The following is a 19,792-nucleotide window of genomic DNA, read 5'->3' as shown; positions in this document are numbered from 1 at the left end:
CAGCCCGCCGACCTGCTGAAAGTAGGTAAATTGGGTAATTTCCATCCCGTCCAGCCAAACCTCCCAGCCCAAACCCCAGGCGCCCAGGGTTGGTGACTCCCAGTTGTCTTCTACGAATCGGATATCGTGTATCAGCGGATCAATACTCAGTGCGCGCAGAGAATCCAGATAAAGCGTCTGGATCGCGAGTGGCGACGGCTTAAGGATGACCTGGAACTGATAGTAATGCTGTAGGCGATTTGGGTTCTGTCCATAACGCCCATCGGTGGGTCGGCGGGATGGCTGTACGTAGGCGGCGCGCCACGGCTCGGGGCCGATAGCGCGCAAAAAAGTTGCGGGATGAAACGTGCCTGCCCCGACCTCCATATCGTAAGGCTGGAGCAGCACACAGGCTTGGCTGGCCCAGTAATTCTGTAATGTCAGAATCAGGCCCTGGAAGGTTTTTGGAGCTTGGGAAGGCACGCCTGCTTAAAAACACTGGAAGTGCGCGCAAGTATATCGATGGGGCGCGGATGCCACCAGAACGAAGTAATGATGGTCGGGAATCGATAAACGAAGGTGAGACGGATTACGGGGCTTTAACTAAAAAGCGGGAGGCAAAAAATATCGACTTCCCTGTCGAAAAATATCCCTGCGAATGCAAAAACTTCCGTGTCAGGAGCCTTATGCGTCCATTCGTTCTCGCCTGGCGCAGGAGAGGCGTGAGCGACGTCCCTGTCAACGCGCTTCCTGCGCCGCCGGCTTCCCTTGCCGGCTGGAACCATCCCCCGCGTATAGCATCCGAGCCGACGATCCTGCGCTCCCTTGTTCCAATAGTGCGAATCGGCATCCGGCCACTTCGCTCCTTACCTCGCCCGACTGACCTGAGCTTTTACAGCGCTTATGAATCCTTCCATGGACTAATTTTTTATTTGCCGATTCCCCAATTGTTGTTTCACCATCCGTGAGAGTCGTGCACGGGAAACCAGCGCAGGGCGCATGCCAACAGCGCTCTTGTTGTAATCGCGAGGAATAAAATCATTCACATACAGTTACTTAAGAAATGAAATGTTGCGTCGAGATGATAAAGAGCGGTTAATCGCCAGATCCCATAAGACAGCTTACCGACAAAAAAGGCGAAAACTGACGCTTATGGGCAACGCCATCGCCCTCATAAACCGCACGTATAGTCTGCAAGCGCGATCGGATCTCCGGCACGAGACCATGGGTCAATTACAACGTGTTCATAATTCTATGGAATTGGATATTGACTAAAAGGAAACAGTGACCCATTGTGAATCGGTGGTTGCGATTCCGTTCGTCGCCGCACGCCAACGCTGCGTGCCGCCCCGGCAAGAAATATGCGTCAGTTCCGCGGGCGCCTTATGAGGTAAACCACGATGGCCGACTTGATTCTGGAACCCACTAGCACAGCGCAATGGCAATCCTTGGTGCGAAAGGCATCCGCGAACATGTCACGCAGACTTAACGAGGAACTCGAAAGTTATCTGGTCTTCCTGCTGGCACGCGGTTGCGCACAGACCGACCTTCTCGAACGCGTTGTCGCGCTAGAGTATCTGCGTGGCCTTGAGTCGAGAGATGCGGCCCGCAAGGAACGCCTGCGGGAAGTAGGAGACCACTGCCTGTTATTCGCTGGCCTCTTCCCGCACCTTGCCCGCAAGCGACTCATAAGCATCAGTTACTTCGTACAATTGGGCTGTAACGCCTACCGGCTGCTGGCTGAAACCCTTAACCACACGGCCGCGCGACTTTATTGTGACCTCTCGTGCACTTTTGTCATGTTGGTGGATATTCTTCACAGCATGCGCGAGCAGCAGGGTGCGCCTTGTCTTTCGCCGATCGAAGCAATGGACCTATGGCAGGAGACCGGCAGCGAGCATGCGTTGGTGACCTTGCGCAACTACACAGGATCGCGCGCGATTGTAACTTCGATGAGAGACGACCCGTCGGAGTATCACTAAGTTCGGCAAATCTTCATTGCCGCCGTACGGCGTATGAGTTGCAACTGGTTCTGCCGTAAGCGTACACCCGGGCGCGGTGATTGCGGCTATCATCCAGTTTGAGAGCCTGATGCCGTGGCTCGTGGCTGGCCCGATCGCTCTTCTATGGTGCGCGCGCCGCCGAAAGGCACAATCATTGTGCGAAACGGTGGCAATTAAGCTAAGCTCGATCCAGTAACGTCGCGATTTCAACTGGTTACCACGTGGCATGGATTCTGCTCCAGCGGGCCATGCTCCTTCGTAGATTTATACCTGATTCGTCGTCACGCATTCGTTTAATGATAAGGAGGATTAATGTCCGCTAGTGAAGTAATCAAGATGATCAAGGACAAAGGCGTGAAATACGTCGATTTGCGATTTACCGATACCAAAGGCAAGGAACAACACGTATCCGTACCCGCCCGCGCGATGGACGAGGATGCGTTTGAAGACGGCAAGATGTTCGATGGATCGAGCATCGCGGGCTGGAAAGGCATCAATGACTCCGACATGATTTTGATGCCAGACGCTGACTCAGTATTCATGGATCCTTTCTTCAGCGATCCAACCGCGGTTTTGCGCTGCGACGTCATAGAGCCCAGCACCATGCAGGGGTACGAACGCGACCCGCGCACGGTGGCCAAACGCGCGGAAGAATACATGCGGTCAACCGGCATAGCCGATACCGCCTATTTCGGCCCGGAGCCGGAATTCTTCGTGTTCGATGACGTGCGCTGGTCGGCCTCTATAAACCGGGCGTTCTACGAAATCGACGCCGACGAGTCATCGTGGAACTCGGATAAAATGTTCGACGGCGGCAATCCCGGACACCGGCCGACGGTCAAGGGCGGTTACTTTCCGGTGCCGCCGGTCGATTCCCTGCAAGACCTCCGCTCCGCCATGTGCCTGGTGCTGGACGAGATCGGAATCGAGACAGAAGTACACCATCACGAGGTCGCCACCGCCGGCCAGTGCGAGATCGGTACCCGCTTCAACACCCTGGTCAAACGCGCCGACGATATGCAGGCCATGAAGTATGTGATCCAGAACGTGGCGCACAATCACGGCAAAACCGTCACCTTCATGCCTAAGCCGCTGGTGGGCGACAACGGCAGCGGCATGCACGTCCATCAGTCGCTCAGCAAGAATGGCGAAAATCAGTTCGCGGGCGACGAATACGCCGGTCTCTCCGAGCTGGCGCTTTTTTATATCGGTGGCGTCATCAAGCACGCGCGCGCTCTGAATGCCTTCACCAATGCCAGCACCAACAGCTACAAACGCCTGGTACCGCACTTCGAGGCGCCGACGATGCTGGCGTATTCGGCGCGCAATCGTTCCGCGTCGATTCGCATACCGCATGTGTCCAGCCCCAAGGCCAGGCGCCTAGAGGTGCGCTTCCCCGATGCGTCCGGAAATCCCTATTTTACCTTTGCATCCATGATGCTGGCCGGACTTGACGGTATCCAGAACAAGATTCACCCCGGCGAACCGCTGGACAAGAATCTTTACGACCTGCCGCCGGAGGAAGGGAAAAAAGTGCCGACGGTTTGCTACGCACTGGATCAGGCATTGACCGCGCTGGACGAGGATCGCGAGTTTCTTACCACGGGGGGGGTGTTTACGGACGACCTGATCGATGCTTATATCGAACTCAAAATGGAGGAAGTAACCCGGCTGCGCATGACCACGCATCCGATTGAATTCGACATGTACTACAGCATGTAAAATTTCCGCCTCGAGCAACGATCGCAAAAAACGCCCCTTGAATGGGGCGTTTTTTATGGCCGGCGGTTAAAGTTACCGCCCCGCCTCTTGCCCGCAAAACCAGTGAGCCGTTGCACTGCCCCATGACCTGCAGCATTCTATTCTTCGCATCGTTTTGGTGCGGCTGCTTCAGAAGGCGCCTTAAATTGACGAGTCACGTAGTTCGTGGTCTCCCTATGCTACTGATTACCAAATTAATTTATGTCGATAAACTTTCCTGTGCCGCCCCGTTTTACTGGTCTGGTTTTTGCTGGACGATAGCCCATGAAGCACGCGGAGGCCGTCACTGCACTGGAAAATCTCACGACGGCCGTGCTGATGACCGATCTGGAGCTCCGCGTACACTATCTTAACCCTGCCGCCGAAACACTGCTGGACACCAGCGCTGACCGTGCGCACGGCATGTGCCTGGGCAAACTGCTGCCGCACGCCGATCATCTGATTGAGGGGCTACGCAAAGCCGCGCACACAGGCGGTGCGTATACAGAGCGGGAGATCAGCATCAATTTACCGGGCAATTGCGACCTGGTCGCGAGCTGCACCGTCACCCCGATCTCCGAGCGCGGCCACGCGCCAGGGCTGGTACTGGAGCTGGTGGAGTTGAACCGGCAACTGCGAATGCTCAGAGAGGAGCATTTACTGCGTCAGCAGAAAGCCACGCAGGCCATGCTGCGGGCGCTGGCGCACGAGGTCAAAAATCCGTTAGGCGGGCTCAGGGGCGCCGCACAATTACTGCAGCTGGAACTGGACGATCCCGAACTGCGCGAATATACCCGTATCATAATTCGCGAGGCGGATCGCCTGCGCAAACTGATGGACCGGATTCTGGGGCCGAACAGCCGCCCGCAGATGGCGGTCATGTGCATCCACGAGGTGCTGGAGCACGTACGCGGCCTGCTGGCCGCCGAGGCGCCACGCGCCGTGAGGATCGAACACGACTACGATCCCAGCATTCCCTTTATGCGCGGTGACCGCGACCTGCTGGTGCAGGCGGCGCTCAACATCGCGCGTAACGCCCTGCAGGCGGTCGGCCAGGCCGGTGTCATTCTTCTGCGAACCCGCATCGCCCGCCAGCGAACATTCAATCAACAGCGCCACCGCCTCGCGGTCAAGATCGACATCGTCGATAACGGACCTGGCATTCCGCCAGAGATACGGGAGCAGATATTTTTTCCGATGATCACCAGTCGCGCCGAGGGCGCCGGCCTGGGCCTCTCGATCGCCCAGCACCTGATCAGCCAGCACGATGGCGCCATTGAATGCGAGTCGCGCACCGGATGCACGGAATTTACCATCCTGCTGCCGCTGGATTATGAGATTACGAAGACCGTTTCATGGCCGCCGTGAACCGGGTGTGGGTGATCGACGATGACAGCTCCATCCGCTGGGTGCTGGAGCGTGCGCTGCGCAAGGCGAATATCGATGTGCGGTCGTTCGAATCCGCGGCGGACGCCATCGATGCGCTGCGCGGGGATGCGCCCGACGCGCTTATCACCGACGTCCGCATGCCCGGCATTGACGGCATAGAATTACTGAGTCTGGCGCGGCGTGAGCATCCGGATCTGCCGGTCATCATCATGACCGCGCACTCCGATCTGGACAGCACCGTTACGGCTTATCAGGAAGGCGCCTTCGATTATCTGCCCAAGCCGTTCGACATTGCCGCGGCGGTCGCGCTGGCCGAGCGAGCGTGCCGATCACGGCGCGAGAACGCGAGCCCGCATGTGCTTGAAACGCTCCCGCCATCAGAGATAATTGGCGAAGCTTACGCCATGCAGGAAGTATTTCGCGCGATCGGGCGTCTGTCGCGCTCCAACATCACCGTCCTGATCAGCGGCGACTCCGGCACGGGCAAGGAGCTGGTCGCGCACGCCCTGTACCGGCACAGTCCGCGCGCGGACAAACCTTTCATCGCGCTGAACACCGCCGCAATTCCGCGTGAATTGCTGGAATCGGAGCTGTTCGGACACGAAAAAGGCGCCTTCACCGGCGCGGTGGCGCAGCGTCGCGGCCGCTTCGAACAGGCCCATGGCGGTACGCTGTTTCTCGACGAAATCGGCGACATGCCGCTGCAGTTGCAAACGAGGCTGTTGCGCGTGCTGTCCAATGGCGAGTTCTACCGGGTGGGCGGGCACAACCCCATCAAGGCCGACGTGCGCATCATCGCGGCCAGCCATCAAAACCTCGAAGATCGCGTGCAGCAGGGCGGCTTTCGTGAAGATCTGTTCCATCGTCTTAACGTCATCCGCATTCACGTGCCGGCGTTGCGCGAGCGTCGCGAGGACATCCCGCTGCTGCTCAACCATTTCATGCGCCAGTCGGCAAAGCAGCTTAAGGTCGATATCAAGACACTGAACAAGGAAGTCGTCGCGTATCTCGCCACCATGGACTGGCCGGGCAATGTGCGGCAACTGGAGAACACCTGCAGCTGGCTGACCGTCATGGCCTCAGGCCGGGAAATCCTCATGGCCGACCTGCCGCGTGAATTGCGTGAGACCGCGCCGTCATCCTCCACGCACCCGGCATGGCAGGAGGGTTTGCAACTGTGGGCGGAACAACAACTCGCCACCGGCAATAAGCCACTGTTATCGCTTGCGGTTCCCGCGTTCGAAACGGTCATGATCGAGGCGGCCATGAAAAAATCAGGCGGCAGGCGGCAGGCGGCTGCGCGCCTGCTTGGCTGGGGGCGCAATACGCTGACGCGCAAGATCAAGGAACTGAGCCTTTACCCCGGCATCGAGGATTAATCGCTAGTGATGATCGAATTGCCGAGCAATCGAACCGGCCTCAACCGTTCAGTATTAACCCACCAGTAAGCGCCGCGGCGTTCGCCAGGCCGTGCCGGTCCAGATAGTCGGTAATGCCGGCGTTGATCTTGCCGCACACGAGCGGATCGTAGAAAAGTGCGGTACCCACGCCCACGGCGCTGGCGCCCGCCAGCATGAACTCGATGGCATCGTCTGCCGAGGCGACGCCGCCCTGACCTATGATCGGGACACCGTGCCTTTTTGCAACCTGATAAACCGCATGCACCTTCGCCAGCGCGATCGGCTTGATCGCCGGGCCCGACAAACCGCCCTTGTTATTGCCGATCACCGCGCGGCGCGAATGGATATCCACCGCCATCCCGACCAGCGTGTTAATGGCGGCGAACGCATCGGTGCCGGCCTCGATGCACAGGCGCGCGTTCTCCGCGATGTCCGTCTGGTTGGGAGACAGCTTGGTAATCAGCGGTTTTTTCGTGACCGCGCGGCAGGCGGCTACCACTCTGGCGGACATGCTCGGGACGTTGCCGAACTCAACGCCGCCTGCCTTGACGTTGGGGCAGGAAATGTTGATCTCGATGGCGTCGATTCGTGAGTCATCGTATCGTCGCGTGACTTCGACGTATTCTTCTATGGTCGAGCCCGAAACGTTGGCGATGTAGCGCGTCTCGCTGAAATCCAGGCCCGGCAGAATATCACTGACCACTGTCTCGGCGCCGGGATTCTGCAACCCGATGGCGTTCAGCATGCCCATCGGCGTCTCGAAAATCCGATGCGGACGGTTGCCAAGCCTGGCGTTGAGTGTAGTGCCTTTGAGACACACCGCGCCGACATCGTGATTGGAGTAGCCCTCGACGCGCGTATATTCATCGCCAAAGCCCACGCAGCCTGACAGCAATACCAGCGGCGTGGCGAACTTCAGCCCGCAGAACTCGATTGCCAGTGACGATGCGGCGTTATCTGCCACGACAGCAATAATGTTTCATATTGTATTGTTCGAACCGGAAATTCCGCCCAACACCGGCAACATTATGCGCCTGTGCGCGAATGCCGGCAGTGCACTGTTTAATCGAGCCGCTGGGCTTCGAACTCGATGACAGACGGCTCAAGCGCGCCGGGCTGGACTATCGCGACACTGTCAACATCAGGGTCTATCGCAGCATGCATGAGTTTACCCAGACTATGCGCCCGTTACGCCTGTTTGCCTGCTCCACCAAAGGCCGCAACCTTTACAGCAATGTCCGCTTTTCCGCCGGGGACGCCTTTCTGTTCGGGCCCGAGACGCGGGGACTGCCTGTCCAAATGATCGCGAACCAGCCGCCCGAGCGGCGGCTGCGGATTCCGATGGTGGTCGATAGCCGCAGCATGAATCTGGCGAACGCCGTCGCCATCGTACTATTCGAAGCCTGGCGGCAATGCGGGTTCTCAGGCGCGTTTGACCCCAGCCTTCGGGGTTGAAGGCGAGAGCACCCGTCCAGATCGCCGAACGTAGCAGTACTGGTGTTCGATGCCGTGCTAGCGAATCTCCATCTTGCGCTCCCGGCTCATCAATTCCATCACCGCCGCGCGCGGGCCCAGTCTCTCGAACAAGACGCGAGCGACCTGCTCGCAAATGGGCATCTCCACATTCAGGGCGCGCGCCAACTGCATGATGACGCTGGCGGTGGCAAACCCTTCGACGGTCCGATCAACCTCTTTGAGCGCGGCCTCCGGCGCCTTACCGCGTCCCAGCGCCAGCCCCAGCCGCCGATTGCGGGACTGATCGTCGGTGCTGGTCAGCAGCAGATCGCCCAGCCCCGACAGACCGATCAGCGTGTCCCGCTGAGCGCCGCTACGTTCGCTTAAGCGCAACATTTCGGTCAAGCCGCGCGTAACCAGCGCCGCGCGCGCGTTCGAGCCAAAACCGAGGCCGTCCGATATCCCGGCCGCGATCGCCAATACGTTCTTGAGCGAGCCGCCCAGTTCGACACCCACCACATCGGTACTGGTGTAGACTCGAAACGTATCGTTATGCAGCAAAGCCGCCGCCTGGCGCGCGAATTCATTATCCTCCGCGGCCACGGTTACCGCGGTCGGCAAACCGCGCGCGACCTCCGCCGCAAACGACGGCCCCGACACCAGGCCTGTCCGCCAACCCACACTTAGCTCCTCGCCGACGACCTCGTGCAACAACTTGCCCGAGCGCGTTTCCAGCCCCTTGGTCGCCCACAGTAAACGGCCGGCGCCCGGCGAGTGTGCGGCGATATCCCGCAAGGTCTGCCGAAACGCCGCGCTTGGCACCGCAAGCAATACCATCGATGCCGGCGCGAGTGCCGCCGCCAGCTCCCAGCAGGGCTTCAGCTCCTTCGGCAACGTTACATTCGGCAGATAATGCGCATTGCAGCGGTGCGCGATTAAGGCTTCGATGCGTTCGCGGCGCCGACCCCACAACAGCACGCGATGGCCGTTGCGCGCGAGCTGGATGGCAAGCGCCGTGCCCCACGCGCCGGCGCCCACCACCGCGATGGTTTGCATCTGCGTTGAAGTGGGCACGCTGCCGATTGGCCTCTCTAGTGCGTCGGGCCGGTTTCGGTCTCGGTCTCGCGCTGTCGCTGCTGTTGGGCATTGAGCGCGTCGAAATTGATCGGGGCCAGCAGCATCGGCGGGAAGCCGCCTTTGGTGATGAGTTCGGCGATAGCCTCGCGCGCGAAGGGAAACAGCACATTGGGGCAATAGCTGCCCAGCAGCTGCCGCATCTGCGGCTCGGCGAAGCCTTTGAGCGCAAAGATTCCCGCCTGCTTGACCTCGACCAGATAGGCGGTCTTGTCCGCCATCTTCGCCGTTACCGTAATGCCCAGCACCAACTCGTGCAGCCCCTCGTCCAGTCGCGCCCTCTCGGTGGACAATTGCACGCTGGTCTCGGGTTTCCACGGCTCGGTAAAAATACTCGGCGAATTGGGCGCCTCGAACGAGACGTCCTTCAAGTAGATTTTCTGAATCTCGAACTGCTGTTGAGTATCGGGTTGCCAAGCCATTACTTTTTCACGAGCGGAAGGTTGGCGTTCTGCCAGGCGGCGATGCCGCCCTTTAGACTGTAAACTTTCTCGAACGACTGCTGGTGGAGGATGTCACCGGCCTGTCCGGAACGAAGCCCCGAACCACACGATACGATGACCGCGCGGTCACGATATTTGGCCAGATCGCCCACGCGCTGTTTCAATACGCTTAACGGAATGTGGCGGGCGCCGGTAATCTTGCCGGATTTGATTTCGCTGTCCTCGCGAACATCCAGCACCAGCGCGTCCTCGTGGTTGATAAGGTTAACGGCCTCGGCAGGCGATACTTCCTTGTACGGGCGGGCAAACCGCCGCCATTCGGTCCAGCCGATGAACGCCACGATGGCGGCCAGCAGCACGAATAACATGGCATTATTGCCAACGAACTCGACGAATTGGTTCATAGACGGTGAAACGTTCGAAATACCTTGGGCTCATGCGGAAAAGGTGGGCACATCAGGCGCGCTGACTATCGAGAAGTGAGCGCAATGGTAGCAAGTAAAAACCGAAACGTATAATGGCGCGTCACCTTGAGCTGAATGAAAAAGCCGCTTCGCATGCACTCGGAATCACCATTTGATGAAATAAGGAATGTGCCGGTCAAAATCCGTCCAGGCGCTCGTTGCGTATCCTGCGCTTATGTCGCTGGCTGGTCTGCCGGATAGCATATGGCCGCCCTGGCGATTGCTTTGCGGATGCTGCCACTGTTGCTGGCGGTGCTGATGCTCGCGGGGGCTGCGCGCGCGCAGGAACAGTCCGCGGCCGAAGTAAGGCAGAGCCTGGAGAATATTCAGCAGCAGATTCGGGTCACGCGCGCCCGCCAGACTCGGACCAAAGGACAGATCGGTTACCTTGAAACCGAGCTGGCGCGACTGGAGACGCAAATCGGCGAGGTGGCGCGCCGCCTGCGCGGTACACAGCAAACCGCGAGCACGCTGCGGACACAACTGGAAAAGCTGGCCGCGCGAGAACAGTTGCTACTGAGGGATTTGCGCGCGCAACGCGGCGCGCTGGCAGCGCAGGTGCGCGCGGCATACGCCATGGGGCGCCAGGAAAAAGTGAAGATGCTCCTGAATCAGCAGGACCCGCACGCCGTCGGGCGTCTCCTCGTTTACTACGACTACATTAATCGCGCGCGTGGGCGGCGCATCGACCAAGCGAGCCGCACCCTGACAGAATTAGCGCGGATCGAGCAGATGATCGGCGCTGAGCGCGCGCGGCTCGCGGACGTCGCCGGGCGGCTGCGGCAACAGCAGACCAGCCTGCGGACATCACGCTCGCGCCGCGGGCGTGTGCTGGCGGCGTTAACGCAGGATGCACAACATACGGACAACCGGCTGGCAGCGCTGGCCAAAGACCGGACTGGGCTGCGCGACCTGCTGGCGTCAATACGACAAGCGCTGGCCGACGCGCGCACGGTGCCCGCGGACGATGCCGCTTTCGAGTCGCTGAAAGGCAGCTTGCCATGGCCTTCCACGGGTCCGGTCGTCACGGATTTTGGCATGCATGACACCGAGACGGAGGACGTGATCTGGCAGGGGGTTTTCATCGACGCGAACCGGGGCGCGGACGTGCAGTCGGTCGCCAGCGGAACGGTCGTGTTCGCGGACTGGATGCGCGGCTTCGGGCTGCTCATAATCGTGGATCATGGCGACGGCTACATGAGCCTGTACGGTCACAACCAGAGTTTATACAAATCGGTCGGCGACCGGGCGGGCGCGGGCGAGCTGATCGGCCATGTCGGCGACAGTGGCGGGCTGGCAAGCAGCGGGCTTTATTTCGAGATCCGCCACGAGGGCACGCCACTGGACCCGCTGGCGTGGTTCGATTCTCCGGGCTGAGGGGTGAGCGGGGAATTCATGGCGCGACTGAAGCGCCGCGCCCGCGAACGACCGGCCACGGAAGGCCGGGCCGGGGCATCCAGCATCGCCGGCGTCTCGCCATGGATGGCAGCGCAGGAATGAATTGACGACTGAGGGCTGAGTGAGTGGCTGAGGACTGAGAGCTTAGGACCGTCGGTCTCGCGTCGCGCTGACCGATGCGCTGTTCAATGCTAGACTACTCTCAAGCAAATTAATCCGCTGGCAACATGTCTTTGAGTAACAAGGATCGAATGCCAAGGCATAGTTAAACCGGTCATCGCAACCAGATGAGCATGTCGTACGCGAACGCCATTCGCGGCGTGTTCGGCATCGAGAGGAAACGCATGAAAATTCCATCGCGCATGGGCACGGGCCTGCTGACAGGTCTGGCCTTGGGCGTACTCTTAAGCTTAGGCCACGGCGTATTCGCCGAACGCGACCAGGACCAGTTTTCGGTGCCGCTGGAAGAGCTGCGCAGCTTCACGGATGTCTATGCCCGCATCAAGAAAGACTACGTCGTCGAGGTTGGCGACAGGAAACTGCTGGAGAGTGCGATCCGCGGCATGCTGGCCGGCCTCGATCCTCATTCCGCTTACCTGAACAAAGAAGAATTCCGCGAACTGCAGATCGGCACCACCGGCGAGTTTGGTGGCTTAGGCATCGAAGTCGGTATGGAAGACGGTTTCGTCAAGGTCATTTCGCCCATTGACGACACACCAGCGCAACGCGCCGGCGTGAAGGCGGGCGATCTGATCATACGGCTGGATGACAAGGCGGTTAAAGGCATGTCGCTCAACGACGCGGTCGATCTCATGCGCGGCAGGGAAGGCACTGACATAACGCTGACCATCATCCGCGACGGGGTGGACAAACCCCTGGTGCTTTCGATCACGCGCGACATCATCCGCGTCAAGAGTGTCAAGAGCCGGATGCTGGAGCCGGGCTTCGCCTACGTGCGCGTCACCAACTTTCAGGCCAAGACTACCGAGAGCCTGATAAGCGCCGTGGAACAGATGGTCGAAAAAAACGACGGCGAACTGGCGGGTCTGGTGCTGGATTTGCGTAATAACCCGGGCGGCGTGCTCACCGGCGCCGTGGGTGTCTCCGACGCGTTTCTCGATGATGGCCTGATCGTTTATACCGAGGGCCGCAGCGAGGATTCCGTACTGCGCTACTCCGCAAGCTTGGGCGACGTGATCGACAGCGCGCCGATGGCGGTGCTCATCAATGGCGGTTCGGCATCCGCGTCCGAGATCGTCGCCGGCGCCTTGCAGGATCACGAGCGCGCGGTGATCATGGGCAGCAAATCGTTCGGCAAAGGGTCCGTGCAGACGATCCTGCCGCTGGGGACGGACTCCGCGCTCAAGCTAACGACCGCGCGCTACTACACGCCTTCCGGCCGTTCGATTCAGGCCAAAGGGATTGAACCCGATATTGCGCTTGGGAACCTAACTCTGGCGCGGGCCGACGAAGGCGATATGCAACCCCTGACCGAGGCCGATCTCTCCGGTCACCTCACCAATGGTGAAGAGCTGGAACAGGCGCCGCAAGAGCGGCGCAATGTCAACATCCCGTCGTCAGCACTTGCCGATAAGGACTATCAGCTCGGCGAAGCGCTGAATCTGCTCAAGGGCATCGAAATCATGCGTGGTCGCGACTGACACGCGGCGGCGGCCGCGCGACTCTTATCCAGCGCGCGCAGCGCTTAAGACATCACTCGCGGGCATTCACAACTCCGCGGACGTTGCGTGAACCTTCCGCCCGTTTATGAACCGGTCCCCTTGGACCGGGGCAGCGCCCTCAGGGAGGCTTCCCGCCTCGCCGCCAAAGGCGCGGACGAGGGCACGCTGATATGGCGTGGCAAAACGCATGCGTCGAAGGACATCACGGATCTGGACTGCGCGCTTATCCTGCGCCCGGAGTACTCACGGGATATCGCGGCGCAGTTGATCTACGTGGCTGCCATAAGCCTCAGTTCAGCGTTGGCAGAGGCTGTGCGATCCTTAGTCGAGCTTCGCTTTCGATGGCCGAACCAGGTGCGGGTGGGGATTGCGAATACTGCGTTCCTCCACCTGCAGTGGCCTGTAAGCGAGGCGCGAGACGCACAATGGCTGGTGCTCGGCTTGCGCCTTAAGGCTGCCCTCGACGCGATCGCCGATGACACCTTGTTTCCTGACCGGCGCCCGACCGCGGAGGCGATCCTGGAGCGGTTCGCAAAGCATTTTCTCGCGGATATCAATCGCTGGGCCGAAGAGGGCTTTGAGACCCCGCGCAACCGCTGGTTGAGCCGCGCTGATGGCATCGATGAACCGATCAGGCTTGCGATTGGAGATGCGATCCTGATAGGGATCTTCGAGACGATCGACGCCCAGGGCCGTCTCGTAGTTCGTCTGCGCGACGGCTTTAGACAGCTTGTCTCCATCGTGGAGTTTTTCCGCGCGCGACTTTTAAGCTCGCCATAAGCGGATAGCGCGGATGCGGGCCGAGTGATATTTAATAAGTCTCGCATTTTGCATTCCCTCGTGTTCGGCGCGCTTTACGCTTCTTGAGAGCTTTGCGTTAATGTTTCACCTGCTTTCAACGCCAACACGAGGCGATGGCGTGAAAAGACGCAAAAGCATGACCCGTCGAGGCTTCACTAAGCTGTGCTTGGCCGCGGCTTCATGGCTCAGCGCACCAGGCGCGTTTGCCGGTGGCGGGACGGCCGTCACTCACGGCTATAACCGCGTTCGATTGGTCGCTGCGTCCGGTCGGCCCATCACCGCCGACGAACTGAAGACGTGGGTCACTATCGCTGGCAGGGGGGCGCGGGGCCGCAACGCTCCATCGTCGCCTTCTCCGCCATCTGTGCGCATAGGATGACGCATCCGGCGCGCGCCGTGAGCTTTATCAACTATCGACACCGAGCGGTCACCTTCGCGGATGCGCAAGACGAGCGCGCGCGCCGAGCTCGGGTTATCTATTGTTGCTCGGAGAAAAGCGTCTACGACGCAACCAGGGGCGCCCGCGTTCTTGGCGGGCCTGCCCCGCAACCATTGGCGATCATCCTGTTGGAATACCATGATTCCTCCGGCGCGCTCTATGCTACCGGCACCGCCGGCGGCGAGATGTTCGAGCGGTTTTTCGCTGAATATGATTTCAGACTGGCTTTGGAGTACAACATCCCGGACGTTCGCGAACTGGTCGCCGGCACGACGACGGTGCTGCCGCTGTCGCAGTTCTGCGGGCATCAGGTGCTGTGCTGAAGAATACTCTACACGGTGATGGCTTGGAATTTTTCGAGCGATTTCGAGGCGTACTATGCCACAGCGATATAAAGCGGAAAGCATTGTCCCTTGTTGACGCTTAACGCGATAGCCCAGCCGCCGCGGGCCACGGAGCATGAAAGAACGAGGGAATTCCACCGCAGTCCGCTGCAGCAGAATGTTAGCCGGAAGTATGGTCTTACTCTGAAGCTGAATACAGAGATTCAAGCACAATTCTCGTATTACTGACACACTCTAGCGCCTCGTCCCGCAATACCTTCGGAAAAGCGATTACATCATGCTTCTTCGGATGCAGAATTCGGTTTCCAGTATCACGAACTGCTTCAAGCGATCTTCCGAGGGATTGACGCGCTTGGGCAACATCGGCGATTAGCTCAGCAAGCCGCTTGTCTTCTAGCTTCCCTCGTGAGTTTGTCTTTCTTGCCTCGATGTTTAGCCGGCGCGCGTTATCAAGGATCGCGAACTCAACTGCGGAACGTGACAGAGCGACTGCAGCCATCCAGAGGCCAAAGATAAAGCCCCATATATTTCAGTGAGACGATACCGAACATGGTGCGGTATCTTATTCGTGGGCCGGTCAATGAGAAGAGGTTGAAGCACGCGAGCATTGTCGCGCCAACGATCAGGCTGAAACCATGGTTCGCTGACAAGATCAAAAGCGGCATCGAGGTCGAAACCTCGCATGAGCCAATCCTCTTTTTCATCCTCCTCCATGTCAATCCAGCGCTCAATGCCCCAGCTAAGCGCATTACCAACAGGAGTTCCTTTCTCCGAGGTTTCGGCACTCTTGAGGAGTTTATCAAGCTCGCCGAAGCCGGACACGTCCCAATGTGCGTCGCGGATCAGCATTGCGTTCGGAGCAAGGCATTCGCGATAGAAGGAAAGATGACTAGAGGTTAGAGTGATTATGGGAGGCTCTCCAACTCGTGTAGCGGTTTCACTCAGCGCGCGTTGAATCGTTCCAATTGAACCATTGAGCTTCCTCAATAGGTCTTTCACCCTTTTCAGTGCGCCGCCGGACCCATACTCCTTTCGAGAACGCGCGTCTAATGAAGCCAACCGCGTAAGTTACTCGAAGTGCTGTTTCGCAACAGCAATCGCCACGTTTAAATCATCTGATATCTGCGCCATGGCTCTCCCCTTACCGGCTAACGACGTTATTCACCGGCGACAAACCCAGAGCGAAGCAGCGCGTTTGACATCCGAGCGCAATTACTTGTTAGGCACGACCTCCCGGGAACACCTCAGCAGATACACGCGGTTAAGCATGGGTACGTAGAATTGCATAGCTAGCTCGGCAGCGGTGCGCGGCTCGCTGACACCTTTTCTTCGATAGTGACTCATCGGTTTCCCGAGATGTTTCTTGGGTGGATTAAACAATGTGCCCCTGTTGGTAATCGGGAGTAATGGTCTATCCCAGTCGTCCCACTCAATTCGCACTCGGTCGCCAATGGGTGTTACCTTTAGATTTGCGTCCCACTCTCTAATTAGTGGATCAATGGTATGTTCTGACGCGTGTCTGGCTTGGATCAAGTACCTCAACAGTGGATCCGTGCTTCTCAAATGATCGTACTCGGACTTTATGCGTTGCCAATTTTTCCTTCCTCGCGCCTCAGCGATCGTTTTGTTCCAAGCGCGCTCAATGGAATGCAGGAAGTCACGCCAGGCTCGGTCATATTCGTGGAAGCTTTGGATTCCGATAGCGACCATGTCCCTAAAAGCTGCGTCAGCCGCTTTTAACTCTTTAGCGGCCCCTACCAAGGGAAACGTTTGTTCCTCCCAATTTTCGATACTTCTACCCACTTTCTTCGCCTAACTTGCTTTTCGACACCCTGATCACTGCCGCCGCCATGCGCGTGCGCGAGCATCGCGGGTGTGCGACCTTGGCTGTGGTCATCCAGCCGTGCGCAGTCGATAGTAGGACGCGACGCCGCCCAGCGCCGCTTGCGCATCGTAGCGGCCAGTGCAACGCACCACCGCATCGTGCCTTACGGCATCCAGCCGCAGACGATCAAACTCCGCGCGCTGCGCATCCGCAAAGCCGTGCTGCTGGGCGCCAAGCACCAGATAATCCTCGTCGCCAAAGAACCAGCAGAGACGCGGCTGACATGACAGGCGTTGCAACACTTCAAAGTGCCCGCAAGCGCCGCCCGGAGTGAGCAATATCTCGGCCACCATGGGATCGTCGGGTACGGTACAAATATCGAGCCGCAGCATCACCACGGCGCCGTGTTCGTGCTCGATTACATCCGTCTCGATGCCAACCGGCACGCGCTTGTTCATCGTGAAAAGCGCGCGCCGGTCCCGCTCGCATTGTTCACCCGCAAGCTGGACAAACAGCGCCGCTTCCCACTCGCCGGCGTCCAGTTGCACCGTGACGCAGGTGGCCGCGGCGCCGGTTTTCCGCATTCCTAATCGCACGTTGAGGGGAAATCGCTTCATTCGCGGGATCTGAGGAAACGCGCCTGGGCGCGCCTCAGTTGGCGCGACCGCCGGTCTGAGTCGTCATATCGGACTCGGCGGATTGCGGCGCCACGCCCTTGCGTTGCAGTTCCTCGTACCAGAGGTCATGGTGTTGTTTCATCCAATTGACGTCGACTTCACCCTTGATCATGCCTTCGATCGCGCCCTCGGTACCCAGGGTGCCGATATAAGCATGGCCAAAAAATACCGTAACCCAGACGATAGAAGCGGCGCTATGTATGATGTTCGTTATCTGCATGATCTCGCGGCTGAAACCGAAGACGGGGAAGTCCCAGATGAGTCCGGTGATTATGGACACCATGCCAACGCTGCAGATGATCCAGAACCAGGACTTCTCGCCGCCATTCATGCGGCCGGCGTGAACTTCCTTGTTGCCGATGATCCCACCGCCGCGCTTGAACCACTGCCAGTCGGTCTTAGTGGGAATGTTGTAGCGAATCCACGCAACGATGATCAGCAGCACTCCAACGCTGAAGAACGGGCCGAGATAATTGTGGATGTCATTAGCCCACTGCGCCCAGGCCGCGAACCCCTCCGGCCCCATCAACGGTATCAGCACCCGGCGTCCGAACAGCAGACTTAAGCCCGTGACAGCCATGATGACGAACAGGATCGCCACGTACCAGTGCAGGGTGCGCTCGGTGACACTCCACCGGGGTACGGTCTTGCCGGAACGGCCGCCCTTTATGCCGTGCGGCCGCTGGATAAGGTGGAATAGGCCGATAACGAGCAACATCATCGCGAGCATCCAGGGACCGAAGGTCGCGATCGGACCATTGCGTATCTCCCGCCAGGTCTCGCCACCGCCTTGAATCAGCGTATCAGTAACGTACGGACCTGAAGCCGTAGTCACGCCGGCGGCGCTCTCGCGCACCGCGCGCCAGTATTCGGAGCGCGGGTTTATCTCATTGGTACCCGCGGATTCCTGTTTATCCGCAAACTCTTGGGCCTGCGCGTCCTCGACCAGCGCCACGTAGACGTAGCCGGTCAGCGGCAGCAGCACAGCGGCCAGCAGCATGAATGCGGCCGTCCAGCCCATCGCGTGCATGCGACGGCGGTAACCCTGGTTGATACCGCGGCGCTCGAGGTGCGGATTGCTGCTATTTTTCGATGAATCGCGAAAACTCATTAGTTTCACCTTCTCCGGTGCCGCCGGGGCCAGCCTGGTACAACGCGCGATCGCGCAACGCCTCCTGCTGCTCCGGCGAGCGCCAGCGCTCTTTCTGAAAGTCGTTATTGCCCGTCACCCACGGATCATGGATTTCCTCGCACCCTGATGACACTGCGGCAAAAAACATAGCCGCTGCGAGGCCGCCCGTGTTCATCGGAAATCGCTTCTTCACGATGTGCTCTACCGATCCGTCTGCACCATGTTGAACCGCTGCGCCAGCGCCTCCAGATGTTCCGCCTTGCGTTGCTTCTCCAGTAACGGATCCTGCTCGCCCTTGTAGACACCAGCTTCGTAGTTGGTGACATCCGTCGGCGCCTCGTAACAACCGGCAAGTGTCGCGGTCAAGGTCAACCAGATCGCGGTCGTGCCAAATCTAGACATTCGCGGTCTCCTGTCGCTTTGTTCATCCGGCACAGCGTTTCAGACATCGTAAGCCTTCTCCCATCCCCAGGTCTGAGGACTGTCGCCGCGTCGCAGGATTCGCTCGCGGTAGATATCGGCGATCATGTCGCCATCGCCACCGAGTAGCGCTTTGGTGGAGCACATCTCTGCGCACAATGGCAGCTTGCCTTCGGCAATACGATTGCGGCCATATTTGGCGTATTCCGCATTGGAGTTGTCAGCTTCCGGCCCGCCGGCGCAGAAGGTGCATTTGTCCATTTTGCCGCGCCCGCCAAAGGCTGACTGCTCCGGAAACTGCGGCGCGCCGAACGGGCACGCATAGAAGCAGTAGCCGCAGCCGATGCACAAATCCTTGTCGTGCAGCACGATGCCATCGTCGGTGGTATAAAAGCAGTCCACGGGACACACCGCCGCGCAGGGCGCATCGGTGCAGTGCATGCAGGCAACCGAGATGGATTTTTCACCGGGCTGACCATCCAGCAAGGTAATCACCCGCCGGCGGTTGACACCCCAGGGCACCTCGTTCTCATTCTTGCAGGCGGTCACGCAGGCGTTGCATTCGATGCAGCGCTCGGCGTCGCAAAGGAATTTCATTCTAGCCATGACTCAATCTCCTCGCTCCCACCCTCCTAATCAAGGGGAGGAAAACAGCCGGGTTCAGTTCAATTCCGGATTCTCGTGAACATAGGAGGTTCCGCGCTACGCTGGCCTGATCTGGCAGAGCGTCGTCTTGGTCTCCTGCATCATGGTGACGATGTCGTACCCATAGGTCCACGCGGTATTGCAGGCCTCGCCGCGCACATGCGGGGCGCATCCTTCAGGATACTTAGCCAGTAAATCCTCGCCCTGGTACCAGCCGCCGAAGTGGAACGGCGTCCACACCGTGCCGCGACCCACCCGCGGAGTGATCATGGCCTTGATCCTGATGCGTCCGCCCTCGGGCCCTTCCAGCCACACCGTCTGCCCATCTCGGATGCCGCGGTCGTTGGCGTCCGCCACATTGATCTCCACGAACATGTCCTGCTGCAGCTCCGCCAGCCACGGATTGGAGCGCGTTTCCTCGC

22 protein-coding genes and 1 pseudogene are annotated in these 19,792 nt (G+C 59.2%); 10 read left to right on the top strand and 13 right to left on the bottom strand.

Annotated features, from left to right (window positions below):
* On the bottom strand, positions 1 to 462 hold a 462-nt coding region (locus H0V34_00245; GenBank protein ID MBA2490183.1), incomplete at its 3' end, for a glycine--tRNA ligase subunit alpha.
* A 917-nt stretch (positions 463 to 1,379) separates the two neighbouring features.
* Here H0V34_00245 and H0V34_00240 point away from each other — a divergent pair.
* The 4 genes from H0V34_00240 (at position 1,380) to ntrC (ending at position 6,490) form a co-directional block, all read left to right on the top strand.
* The gene (locus H0V34_00240) at positions 1,380 to 1,961 is read left to right on the top strand and encodes a hypothetical protein (protein ID MBA2490182.1); all 582 of its coding nucleotides are present in this window, start codon (positions 1,380 to 1,382) and stop codon (positions 1,959 to 1,961) included.
* Between the two features lie 333 nt (positions 1,962 to 2,294).
* Positions 2,295 to 3,704 carry a glutamate--ammonia ligase gene (glnA, locus tag H0V34_00235; GenBank protein ID MBA2490181.1) on the top strand — a complete coding sequence of 470 codons (1,410 nt, stop codon included), beginning with the start codon at positions 2,295 to 2,297 and terminating at the stop codon, positions 3,702 to 3,704.
* 303 nt (positions 3,705 to 4,007) lie between these two features.
* Positions 4,008 to 5,090, top strand: a complete 1,083-nt coding sequence (locus tag H0V34_00230; GenBank protein MBA2490180.1) for a PAS domain-containing protein — start codon at positions 4,008 to 4,010, stop codon at positions 5,088 to 5,090.
* Entirely contained in the window at positions 5,078 to 6,490 is a 1,413-nt protein-coding gene (ntrC, locus tag H0V34_00225) for a nitrogen regulation protein NR(I) (GenBank protein ID MBA2490179.1), read from the top strand. The genes H0V34_00230 and ntrC overlap by 13 nt, the downstream gene beginning before the upstream one ends.
* 40 nt (positions 6,491 to 6,530) lie before the next feature.
* Here ntrC and H0V34_00220 read toward each other — a convergent pair whose 3' ends face one another.
* Complete coding sequence (locus tag H0V34_00220; protein ID MBA2490178.1) at positions 6,531 to 7,484, bottom strand: dihydroorotate dehydrogenase; 954 nt, start codon at positions 7,482 to 7,484, stop codon at positions 6,531 to 6,533.
* 1 nt (position 7,485) lies between these two features.
* Between H0V34_00220 and H0V34_00215 the strand changes: the two are divergent.
* A pseudogene (locus H0V34_00215) lies at positions 7,486 to 7,966 on the top strand (tRNA (cytidine(34)-2'-O)-methyltransferase).
* Positions 7,967 to 8,023: 57 nt separating this feature from the next.
* On the opposite strand, the gene H0V34_00210 reads toward H0V34_00215, so the two are convergent.
* From H0V34_00210 to H0V34_00200, 3 genes are read right to left on the bottom strand one after another with little or no spacing between them, the layout of a single operon-like run.
* Positions 8,024 to 9,022 (bottom strand): NAD(P)-dependent glycerol-3-phosphate dehydrogenase, encoded by a 999-nt coding sequence (locus H0V34_00210; GenBank protein ID MBA2490177.1) that lies wholly within the window; start codon positions 9,020 to 9,022, stop codon positions 8,024 to 8,026.
* A 35-nt stretch (positions 9,023 to 9,057) separates the two neighbouring features.
* A complete protein-coding gene (gene secB, locus H0V34_00205; GenBank protein ID MBA2490176.1) occupies positions 9,058 to 9,522 on the bottom strand; it encodes a protein-export chaperone SecB in 465 nt (154 codons plus the stop codon).
* Positions 9,522 to 9,947 carry a rhodanese-like domain-containing protein gene (locus H0V34_00200; GenBank protein MBA2490175.1) on the bottom strand — a complete coding sequence of 142 codons (426 nt, stop codon included), beginning with the start codon at positions 9,945 to 9,947 and terminating at the stop codon, positions 9,522 to 9,524. Before H0V34_00200 ends, secB begins: the two co-directional genes overlap by 1 nt.
* A gap of 264 nt (positions 9,948 to 10,211) precedes the next feature.
* On the opposite strand from H0V34_00200, the gene H0V34_00195 reads away from it, so the two are divergent.
* The 4 genes from H0V34_00195 to H0V34_00180 all read left to right on the top strand — a co-directional run bounded on the left by H0V34_00195 (position 10,212) and on the right by H0V34_00180 (position 14,650).
* Positions 10,212 to 11,384, top strand: coding sequence for a peptidoglycan DD-metalloendopeptidase family protein (locus H0V34_00195; GenBank protein MBA2490174.1), 1,173 nt, complete (start codon positions 10,212 to 10,214; stop codon positions 11,382 to 11,384).
* 365 nt (positions 11,385 to 11,749) lie between these two features.
* Positions 11,750 to 13,066, top strand: coding sequence for a S41 family peptidase (locus H0V34_00190; GenBank protein MBA2490173.1), 1,317 nt, complete (start codon positions 11,750 to 11,752; stop codon positions 13,064 to 13,066).
* A 120-nt stretch (positions 13,067 to 13,186) separates the two neighbouring features.
* Entirely contained in the window at positions 13,187 to 13,867 is a 681-nt protein-coding gene (locus tag H0V34_00185) for a hypothetical protein (GenBank protein ID MBA2490172.1), read from the top strand.
* A 573-nt stretch (positions 13,868 to 14,440) separates the two neighbouring features.
* Entirely contained in the window at positions 14,441 to 14,650 is a 210-nt protein-coding gene (locus H0V34_00180; GenBank protein ID MBA2490171.1) for a hypothetical protein, read from the top strand.
* A gap of 199 nt (positions 14,651 to 14,849) precedes the next feature.
* Here H0V34_00180 and H0V34_00175 read toward each other — a convergent pair whose 3' ends face one another.
* Together H0V34_00175 and H0V34_00170 are read right to left on the bottom strand one after the other, a co-directional pair.
* Positions 14,850 to 15,170, bottom strand: coding sequence for a DUF4145 domain-containing protein (locus H0V34_00175; GenBank protein MBA2490170.1), 321 nt, complete (start codon positions 15,168 to 15,170; stop codon positions 14,850 to 14,852).
* Positions 15,104 to 15,670, bottom strand: a complete 567-nt coding sequence (locus H0V34_00170) for a hypothetical protein (protein MBA2490169.1) — start codon at positions 15,668 to 15,670, stop codon at positions 15,104 to 15,106. The genes H0V34_00175 and H0V34_00170 overlap by 67 nt, the downstream gene beginning before the upstream one ends.
* Before the next feature lie 516 nt (positions 15,671 to 16,186).
* On the opposite strand from H0V34_00170, the gene H0V34_00165 reads away from it, so the two are divergent.
* Positions 16,187 to 16,411, top strand: a complete 225-nt coding sequence (locus H0V34_00165; GenBank protein MBA2490168.1) for a hypothetical protein — start codon at positions 16,187 to 16,189, stop codon at positions 16,409 to 16,411.
* A 153-nt stretch (positions 16,412 to 16,564) separates the two neighbouring features.
* Here H0V34_00165 and H0V34_00160 read toward each other — a convergent pair whose 3' ends face one another.
* The 6 genes from H0V34_00160 to H0V34_00135 all read right to left on the bottom strand — a co-directional run.
* Positions 16,565 to 17,080, bottom strand: coding sequence for a hypothetical protein (locus tag H0V34_00160; protein ID MBA2490167.1), 516 nt, complete (start codon positions 17,078 to 17,080; stop codon positions 16,565 to 16,567).
* A gap of 67 nt (positions 17,081 to 17,147) precedes the next feature.
* Positions 17,148 to 18,173, bottom strand: a complete 1,026-nt coding sequence (locus H0V34_00155) for a formate dehydrogenase subunit gamma (GenBank protein ID MBA2490166.1) — start codon at positions 18,171 to 18,173, stop codon at positions 17,148 to 17,150.
* A gap of 82 nt (positions 18,174 to 18,255) precedes the next feature.
* Positions 18,256 to 18,498: a hypothetical protein gene (locus tag H0V34_00150; protein MBA2490165.1), complete on the bottom strand. Its 243-nt coding sequence runs from the start codon at positions 18,496 to 18,498 to the stop codon at positions 18,256 to 18,258.
* Between the two features lie 8 nt (positions 18,499 to 18,506).
* Positions 18,507 to 18,707, bottom strand: a complete 201-nt coding sequence (locus H0V34_00145) for a hypothetical protein (protein MBA2490164.1) — start codon at positions 18,705 to 18,707, stop codon at positions 18,507 to 18,509.
* Positions 18,708 to 18,746: 39 nt separating this feature from the next.
* Complete coding sequence (locus H0V34_00140; protein MBA2490163.1) at positions 18,747 to 19,331, bottom strand: 4Fe-4S dicluster domain-containing protein; 585 nt, start codon at positions 19,329 to 19,331, stop codon at positions 18,747 to 18,749.
* 96 nt (positions 19,332 to 19,427) lie between these two features.
* Positions 19,428 to 19,792 (bottom strand): formate dehydrogenase (locus tag H0V34_00135; protein MBA2490162.1); only part of this gene is annotated, 365 nt, incomplete at its 5' end.

Source organism: Gammaproteobacteria bacterium (assembly GCA_013696315.1).
Classification (GTDB): domain Bacteria; phylum Pseudomonadota; class Gammaproteobacteria; order JACCYU01; family JACCYU01; genus JACCYU01.
The sequence above is the reverse complement of the archived record's forward strand: the minus strand, read 5'-3'. Positions and strand labels throughout refer to the sequence as shown.